The following is a 7,452-nucleotide window of genomic DNA, read 5'->3' on the forward strand; positions in this document are numbered from 1 at the left end:
GATAAGGCGACATCCGTGTCAGTATGAGGGCGTACGCTCTGGCTGGCGATCAGATCAAGCGGACGTGCGTTGCCTTGAAGGTCTAAAAGGTAGGCAATGATAGCCAGAATGTCTTCGTTGCGAAACGTTCCCCTATCCCCGAGGGGCGGCATGCTCGTTCCGGGAATCCCATACTTGACGATCAGATACAGCTGACGCACAGGTTTCTCGCTTGATGTCCGTAGATCTGTGGGAGGCAGAGCGATTGTCGAATTGTCTGGATTGAAACGGTTGGCGTCCTGACCCTTGTTACTGTGGCAGCCAACGCAACCGGCCTTGCCATGAAAAAGCGCGTTCCCCCGCTGAATAGCTTGGCGGTCAGCAGCAGCGCTAGGGATGGCGTTCTCTCGCGGGGTGCGCGGCTCATTAGGATCTGTTGTGAGCTTCCCCGCGAGAGGCGGAACCGTTGGAAGGTGTTGGTTCGCGCCCGCTTGCTGCTGTGAATTGGGATCACGCCCGTGATGAGCCGCGCATCCCACTACAAGAAAACCCAAGACGATCAAGAGTGCTGGACGATGAGCACAGAGAATTGAGGGCATATCGACCTCCGCAGAGACCTGATTCTAGAAGGGAGATAGGCAATCTGCAATAAAAGTTTAGAAGTGATGCGGAGTTGAGGCGTTGATGTGCTCGTCAAAAATATGCTGCTAGAGAAGAACTAGGCCTGATTCAATCAGGCGGAGAGAGTTGAATCATAGTTGACCAAGCGGCAGAGAGAGATTCGTTCTCATAAGCCACTCCCACACTGCCATAGTCACATCCAGAGGATGCTTTTGAGGTCGGTATCCAGGTTCCGCGGGTGGTTGCATTGGCGACAACGAACGAATAGGCTCGAGCTGTCAGGTGTTCCGGAAGCTCGAAGGACAAGTTGGTAGGTCTTTCCCCCACAGAAAGGACAGGCTTTTCCATGAAGGTCCTGTCGGATAGGTCCCCGCCGGCCGATTTGGTTTTCCATCATGGCCTCCCAATCCATCACTATGTGTGATCAGTCTGGTTACAGAATAGGGCTCATTGTGCGAGAGGAAAATCGTGAATGTACGCCATATGATCTATTTCGAACCAGAGCCGGCTCAGAGCCGTATATGATCGCATTCACCCAATGGTTACACCGCTGTCCCAACTTTTAAGAAGGCAAAATTTTGGGTGAAGGTAGATTTCTTCTGGAGGGAGAAGAAATCTCTTGCTGCTGACGGGTGGGCATCCGCAAGCAACTACCTTCACCCATGTATATTCCACCAAATGCTCTCGCCGATGGCAAGGCCGTAGTTTTCCCAGCGTCGCTATTGCGTGATTGTCATGCGCGAATCATGATGTGTTCGCCTATTCTCGCCGGTGCCGGCGGGTAGTTTGCATTGGGAGCCACGAACTGTCTGAGCCGCGCTTGGTCCGTAGGTGAAACAAGAAGGAGCTCGATCTTGATCCATTCATTCTTGACCCATTGAACTTCCGCTAACTCGATCACGCTATAAGCGGTTTCATCGGGGAACCACAAACGAATTTTGACATAATCGCCAGGTCGAAGCTTTTCAGGGTTTGAGATGGCAACATGAGAGGACGATAGTTCATACACGCAACCGTCGCCCCTCAAGCCGTCGCATCCCTTTGAGAGCATGCAATCGATTCCAATTTTTGATAGGAGTCCTGGAGGCATGTTTCGCTCCTTTCACGAAAAGTCTGAACGGAGAGGAAACGGTAATACAGGGAGGGGGATTAGGCTACTATCCTGACAGGTGGAAAGACCTGACTAAAGAGGCATTCACCAGTGATTCTTACGTTGGGCGGCAATGATGGAGCTGCTGCTGGATGTTAGAGTCCGCGTGAGCAAAGCAGTCCGCTAGAATGCCGTATGGGTCTTTACCGACTCACTCATGCCCATGATCGGTTGACGGTGTGTCGCGAGCGGCAGCAGGCCGTTCAAAAATCAACTTCGCGCCCGGCTTAAAAGTGAGGTAGTACCAGACCCATTCCGACATGACCCGTAATCGGTTCCGGAAGCTGATCAGGAAGAAAATATGGACGACGCACCAGAGCAGCCATGCAAAGAGTCCCGACGCGTTGATCGGGCCGAGTTGAGCCACGGCTTGCGCGCGGCCAATCGTCGCAAGCATACCTCGATTCTTATACACAAATGGTGACCGTTCCTCCGGAGCGGTATCATGATCGATGAGATCGGCAACATACCTTCCCTGCTGTATCGCGACAGGCGCCACTCCCGGCAACGGTTTCATATCCTGCCCCACGCAATGCGCTGCATCACCGATGACGAAGATCCACGGATCGTCCGGAATCGTCAGATCCGGCCGGACCTTGATCCTGCCAAAGGAGTCTTGTGGAGCCGAGACTGTGTCCAGGAGGGGAGACGCTCGATTGCCTGCCGCCCAAATGACGTTCGTCGAGGGAATCCATTCCTGTCCAATCCTCACACGGTCGGCAAGAACGGCGCTCACCGGGCTATTGAGTTTAATTGTCACCCCCATGCGTGTAAGCGCTGCGGCGGCTTTTGCCGAAAGCTTGGAATTGAATCCCGGAAGAATGCGTGGACCCGCCTCCACAAGCAGGATTGAAAGGTCCTCAAGCCGCAAGTGGGGAAAGTCCGGTCCCATGGCTTTTCTGCCGAGCTCGGCCAGCGCACCGGCTAATTCAACTCCGGTCGGCCCTCCTCCAACGATGACGAACGTCAGCCGGCTCTGATCGCCGGCCGAGGTCCTGCGTCGTTCCGCGTCCTCAAAGGCGAGCAACATCTTCTCTCGAAGCCGGACGGCATCGGTCATCGTCTTGAGTCCGGGCGCAAACGACTCCCACTCGTCATGGCCGAAATAGGCGTGGCGCGAGCCCGGCGCGAGAATCAGGATATCGAAGGTAATCGGCGCACTGTCCCGCAGGCTGACCACCCGAGCAGTCCGATCGATCGTCACCACGTCATCCATCATGACGCGGACGTTGCGTTGCGAACGAAAGAGCGTGCGTAGAGGCCAGGCAATATCACCGGCTGACAACGCGGCAGTGGCTACTTGATAGAGCAGGGGTTGAAAGACATGGTGATTCGTGCGGTCAATGAGAGTGACATCGATGTTGCGCAAGGAACGCGCAACCGACAGACCTCCGAACCCACCGCCAATAATGACGACCTGCTTGCCGACCATTCTACCGTGTCTACCGTGCTCTGCGAAGGTATGATTCCCCCGGCTTGCCGCGGAATATATGGGTCTTACGGACGCCGCCGACGCACAGTGCAGCTTCACACAGTCTCTATCGGCGTCGGACCTCGAACAGAGTCCGCTTCGTGTTTTTCCGACTCTATCAGCGTGAGTGAACGATGAACGGGAATCGTAAAGCCGGCCGTCCGGATCTCACACCGACAAGATCCGCAGCCTTCCGCATGATCTGCACTTTATCCTGCTTGATTGAGATAGGAAAGACCTAAGAAGGTCACATTCTAATCATATCGCCAGGATCGGTGACGATGCTTCTGGAAGGCTAGGGAAGGCACTTCCAACGAATATCGGCGATGGATAGATGAGAGTGGCTGGTCCGACGATTACCGGCATTACGCCGCGCGACGTGACGATGGGCGATTCTCGACGGGGGTTTCACGTACCGGGTCTTTGGTTGGTACATAGGGCTGATCGGAAGGTTGTTCACATAGCAATCTCGCACCTGGTTTGAAGGTGAGGTAATACCACGTCCATTCCGACATCACGCGTATCCGGTTCCTAAGACCGATGAGGAAGAAAATGTGGACGATACACCAGAGCGCCCAGGCCATGAGACCGGAGGCATGGAACGGGCCGATCTGAGCGACGGCTTGGGCGCGGCCGATCGTCGCCAACATGCCACGATCCGTGTAGGTAAACGGTGACCGCCGGTCTGGGTCTAGGTTCCGATTAATCAGTTCCGCAACATATCGTCCTTCTCGCATAGCCACTGGAGCGATGCCCGGCAAAGGTTTGCCGTCGCGGCCAAGACAATGAGCTGCGTCACCAATGACGAAGATCCAGGACTCATCCGGAATCGTCAGGTCCGGGTGGACTTTGACCCGGCCGCACGAATCCTGAGGGACTGCCAGAGTATTTAACAAAGACGATGCTTTGTTGCCCGCCGCCCAAATCACATTGGTAGACGCAACCCATTCGTTGCCGACCATGACCCCATCGGGACGGACTGCGGTTACCGGGTTATTGAGTTTGACCGTCACGCCCATGTGCTCCAGCACCCTCAGCGCTTTTACGGATAGTGTGGCATCAAACCCCGGCAGAATACGCGGGCCGGCCTCGACGAGGATGATGGAGAGATCCTCCAAGCGCAAATGAGGATAATCCGGCCCCATTGCTTTTCTCCCGATTTCGAGAAGCGAACCGGCCAACTCGACTCCCGTAGGACCGCCTCCCACGATGACGAAGGTGAGGCGATTCTGCGTGCCGGTCTCGGCTCGTTGCCGTTCCGCCACCTCAAATGCCAGCAACATCCGCTCTCGCAAATGGATGGCATCCGCCATGGTTTTGAGCCCTGGAGCCAGCGGCTCCCACTCATCGTGCCCGAAATAGGCGTGGCGTGAGCCTGGAGCGACAATCAAGGCATCAAAGGAAATGGGAGCGCTGTCCCGAAGTTGGATCACTCGAGCGGTTCGATCGATGACCGCCACCTCGTCCATCACCACGCGGACGTTGGGCTGTGAGCGAAAAAGCGTGCGTAACGGCCATGCAATGTCGCTCGGGGACAACGCGGCGGTGGCCACTTGATAAAGCAAGGGTTGAAAGACATGGTGATTCGTGCGGTCGATGAGAATCACCTCGGCATCGCGCAGAAAGCGCGCCGCCGTCATGCCTCCAAACCCGCCTCCGATGATGACGACGCGTTTTCGAGTCATGGGATGAAATGTAACGGCAGGCTCACTCAGAATCCCACGTAACAAGACCAGACATGCAAATCAGGCTACTTGTCTACAAGGAAACTGTCAAAGACTTCCTCCAAATCCGCTTGAACATTCTCCCTCTAAGAATCGGCACGTCCGATGGTTTCTTGAATCCATGTGATGACAATAGTCAAATGGCTTAGGCCGCGGTTTTGGTGCTGCTACACTTACCTCATTGCATAAGACTTCATGTGCGGTTTTCACCGCATCGAGAGGAAAAGGAGTACACCCCATGGCCTTCAACGCTCGCCAAGTTATTCATGTGATACAGGGAATCATGCCTATCGCCGCTGCCTTTTTCATGATTGCGGCCTGTTCCGGCGGTTACCATGCGGCCAATGGGAACGTCGAAAACAATGTCCATCGCATTGATGAGGATGGCGCACAAGCACTCGCGCACGAGATCGGGGAACAGCTCGGCCGGATGTCGAAACGGCAGCTGTCGGATCCGATCTATGTCAACCTCGCCCCACCGGTGCTGGATGCACAAATGGAGAAGGCGGAGCGATCAAGAGGGGTAGTGGCGGAACAGATCCGGAGCGAACTCGAGGCAGATCCGATCATCAGGCTCATCGAGGATAATGGGAGTCGATCCGGTTTATTAAAACCTCACAGAACGGCGAGCGCCGATGTCGAAGTGTTGCCGAAAGTCTCAATAAAAGAAGCCTACGGGATCGACCGGAAGAGCGGAAAACCGAGCAAGATGCTGGCAGTCGTCTTTGAGGCCACGATCACCACACAGACCCCACCGGCTACATACAACGTCTCAGAGTCAGGCCATGTTCTGCGAAACCTGGAAGTCTCCAAGCGCTTCGCGAAGCAGGTGAAACAAGTCATCCTTGAGAAAATCGGCCCGAACATTCCGGCTCATTGAACCGACAACTCTGCCCATCGCGAAACGGTCTCTATGATGTCCGATCTGTGATAATCCGTGGAATAGCTGTCCCGTCGGCTCACTGTGGACAAGAGTCCTGCCACCAATCGTCGTTGCCTTCGGAGAACTCCGGAAACGAACATCGACGGCGCTCAAAGGCTATAGCCAAACACACTGTGATGGATATCAGGCAACGCCGTTCGTCTCGAAACTGCTATCCCCCTTTGGCTCCCCGTCGAGTGTGTGTCTTAGTGCCCATGCTCAGCCCTGAGGAACATTCCATGGGACGCCCTGGAGAAGTGCGTCTATTTCGCTGGTGGTTTCTAAATTCTTGGGATACGTGATCCGGTACTTCAGCGTCCATTTCCCGCCGACAAAGTCGAACATGCACAGATGTGATCGCACCATCTGATATTGCCCTGCAAAGTTTTGCTCATACTCAAAGGTCGCTATCCGCCCGACACGGGTTACCCCGCCGATCGGGATCGACATTTCGGTATCCTCCATCAGTTTCCCACCGGGATGGGCGTGTAGAATTTCCCGCGTCCGCGCCTCAAACTCTTTCTTCGTCAGGATCGCCCTTCCTGAGACGACGGTGTTCATCAGAGCCCCAATCGAAAGAGGTGACGGAGCTGGGTACACATAGACGGTTGCGGCAACCTTGCGTCGACCATCGTATAAGTCGTATCCCGCGCTCACATCGAGATTTTGCTCATCGTACCGGATGATTTCGGTTCGTCGATAGTCTCCCACCGAGAGAGGGAACGTCATACCGGACTTTTCATGCACATACGCCCCTTCCGCGACAATGGTTTCAGGCTGGCTCAACGGACGAGGCCGGACCGGGCAGCCCGCGAGGAATAGCGAAAGGCAAACCGTAAGCACCGCAGTGGCGATCTTGCTCATGAGGCGAGGGATTTTAAGAAGTAGGCGGAGAGAAATCAATGAGCCGCCGAACGCCGTAGAAGACTCATCGAATCAGTCCATATTTTGTGGGACTCACCGTTCATCCATGTAATAATGCCGATCGCTTCAGAACGTGAACCCCGATGGCAAAGATACAACCAGCTGCGTCTCGAATCACCATCACAGATACATCGCAGGGCCTACGCATCGTCATGCCTTGTCGGCGAAGCTGGTTTGTGATTTGTTTGCTGGGGTTTTGGATCTGTGGTTGGGCCGTGGCCGAAGTCATGGTCGCCGCCCAGTTTTTGAACGGCGATGCCCCGCCCGATGGGGAGTCCTTCATGCTGGCATGGTTTGGCGTCTGGACGATCGGTGGGGTGATCGCCGTCTACGCGTGGTTATGGCAGATGCTAGGGAAGGAGATTATCACCGTGCGCGGACAGACATTCAGAATCCGGCGTGACATCGGAGGTTTCGGCTTTGACAAAGCATATGATCTTCTCCAGATGCGGGATCTTCGAGCCGGGCAAGCGGGGTTCAATCCGTTGGAGCTCTCGTCCAGTCTCCAATTGTGGGGAATCGGCGGCGGGGTGATGACTTTCGAGTATGGGGCAAGAACTCATCGATTCGGCGCAGGGCTTGACGAAATCGAAGCCAAGCAAACAATAACTGCCATAAGGAAGCGCTACCGCATTCAGGACAGTGCAGCGACCTAGTTGTC

Annotated in this window: 7 protein-coding genes; 2 read left to right on the forward strand and 5 right to left on the reverse strand. The window is 55.1% G+C overall.

The window, feature by feature from the left end:
• The 4 genes from ACOSYY_RS01955 to ACOSYY_RS01970 form a co-directional block, all read right to left on the reverse strand.
• Positions 1 to 578: c-type cytochrome (locus ACOSYY_RS01955; protein ID WP_421660586.1), on the reverse strand; the 578-nt coding region annotated here is incomplete at its 3' end.
• Between the two features lie 755 nt (positions 579 to 1,333).
• Entirely contained in the window at positions 1,334 to 1,690 is a 357-nt protein-coding gene (locus ACOSYY_RS01960; RefSeq protein ID WP_421660587.1) for a hypothetical protein, read from the reverse strand.
• A gap of 211 nt (positions 1,691 to 1,901) precedes the next feature.
• The gene (locus ACOSYY_RS01965; RefSeq protein ID WP_421660588.1) at positions 1,902 to 3,182 is read right to left on the reverse strand and encodes an NAD(P)/FAD-dependent oxidoreductase; all 1,281 of its coding nucleotides are present in this window, start codon (positions 3,180 to 3,182) and stop codon (positions 1,902 to 1,904) included.
• Between the two features lie 404 nt (positions 3,183 to 3,586).
• Positions 3,587 to 4,906: an NAD(P)/FAD-dependent oxidoreductase gene (locus tag ACOSYY_RS01970; protein WP_421660589.1), complete on the reverse strand. Its 1,320-nt coding sequence runs from the start codon at positions 4,904 to 4,906 to the stop codon at positions 3,587 to 3,589.
• 277 nt (positions 4,907 to 5,183) lie between these two features.
• Between ACOSYY_RS01970 and ACOSYY_RS01975 the strand changes: the two genes are divergently transcribed.
• Entirely contained in the window at positions 5,184 to 5,825 is a 642-nt protein-coding gene (locus ACOSYY_RS01975) for a hypothetical protein (protein WP_421660590.1), read from the forward strand.
• 261 nt (positions 5,826 to 6,086) lie between these two features.
• Here ACOSYY_RS01975 and ACOSYY_RS01980 read toward each other — a convergent pair whose 3' ends face one another.
• On the reverse strand, positions 6,087 to 6,731 hold the full coding sequence (locus tag ACOSYY_RS01980; protein WP_421660591.1) for a hypothetical protein: 645 nt from the start codon (positions 6,729 to 6,731) through the stop codon (positions 6,087 to 6,089).
• A 143-nt stretch (positions 6,732 to 6,874) separates the two neighbouring features.
• On the opposite strand from ACOSYY_RS01980, the gene ACOSYY_RS01985 reads away from it, so the two are divergent.
• Positions 6,875 to 7,447 (forward strand): hypothetical protein, encoded by a 573-nt coding sequence (locus ACOSYY_RS01985; protein WP_421660592.1) that lies wholly within the window; start codon positions 6,875 to 6,877, stop codon positions 7,445 to 7,447.
• The last annotated feature ends 5 nt before the right edge of the window (positions 7,448 to 7,452 follow it).

It is taken from the genome of Nitrospira sp. BLG_2, assembly GCF_049222245.1.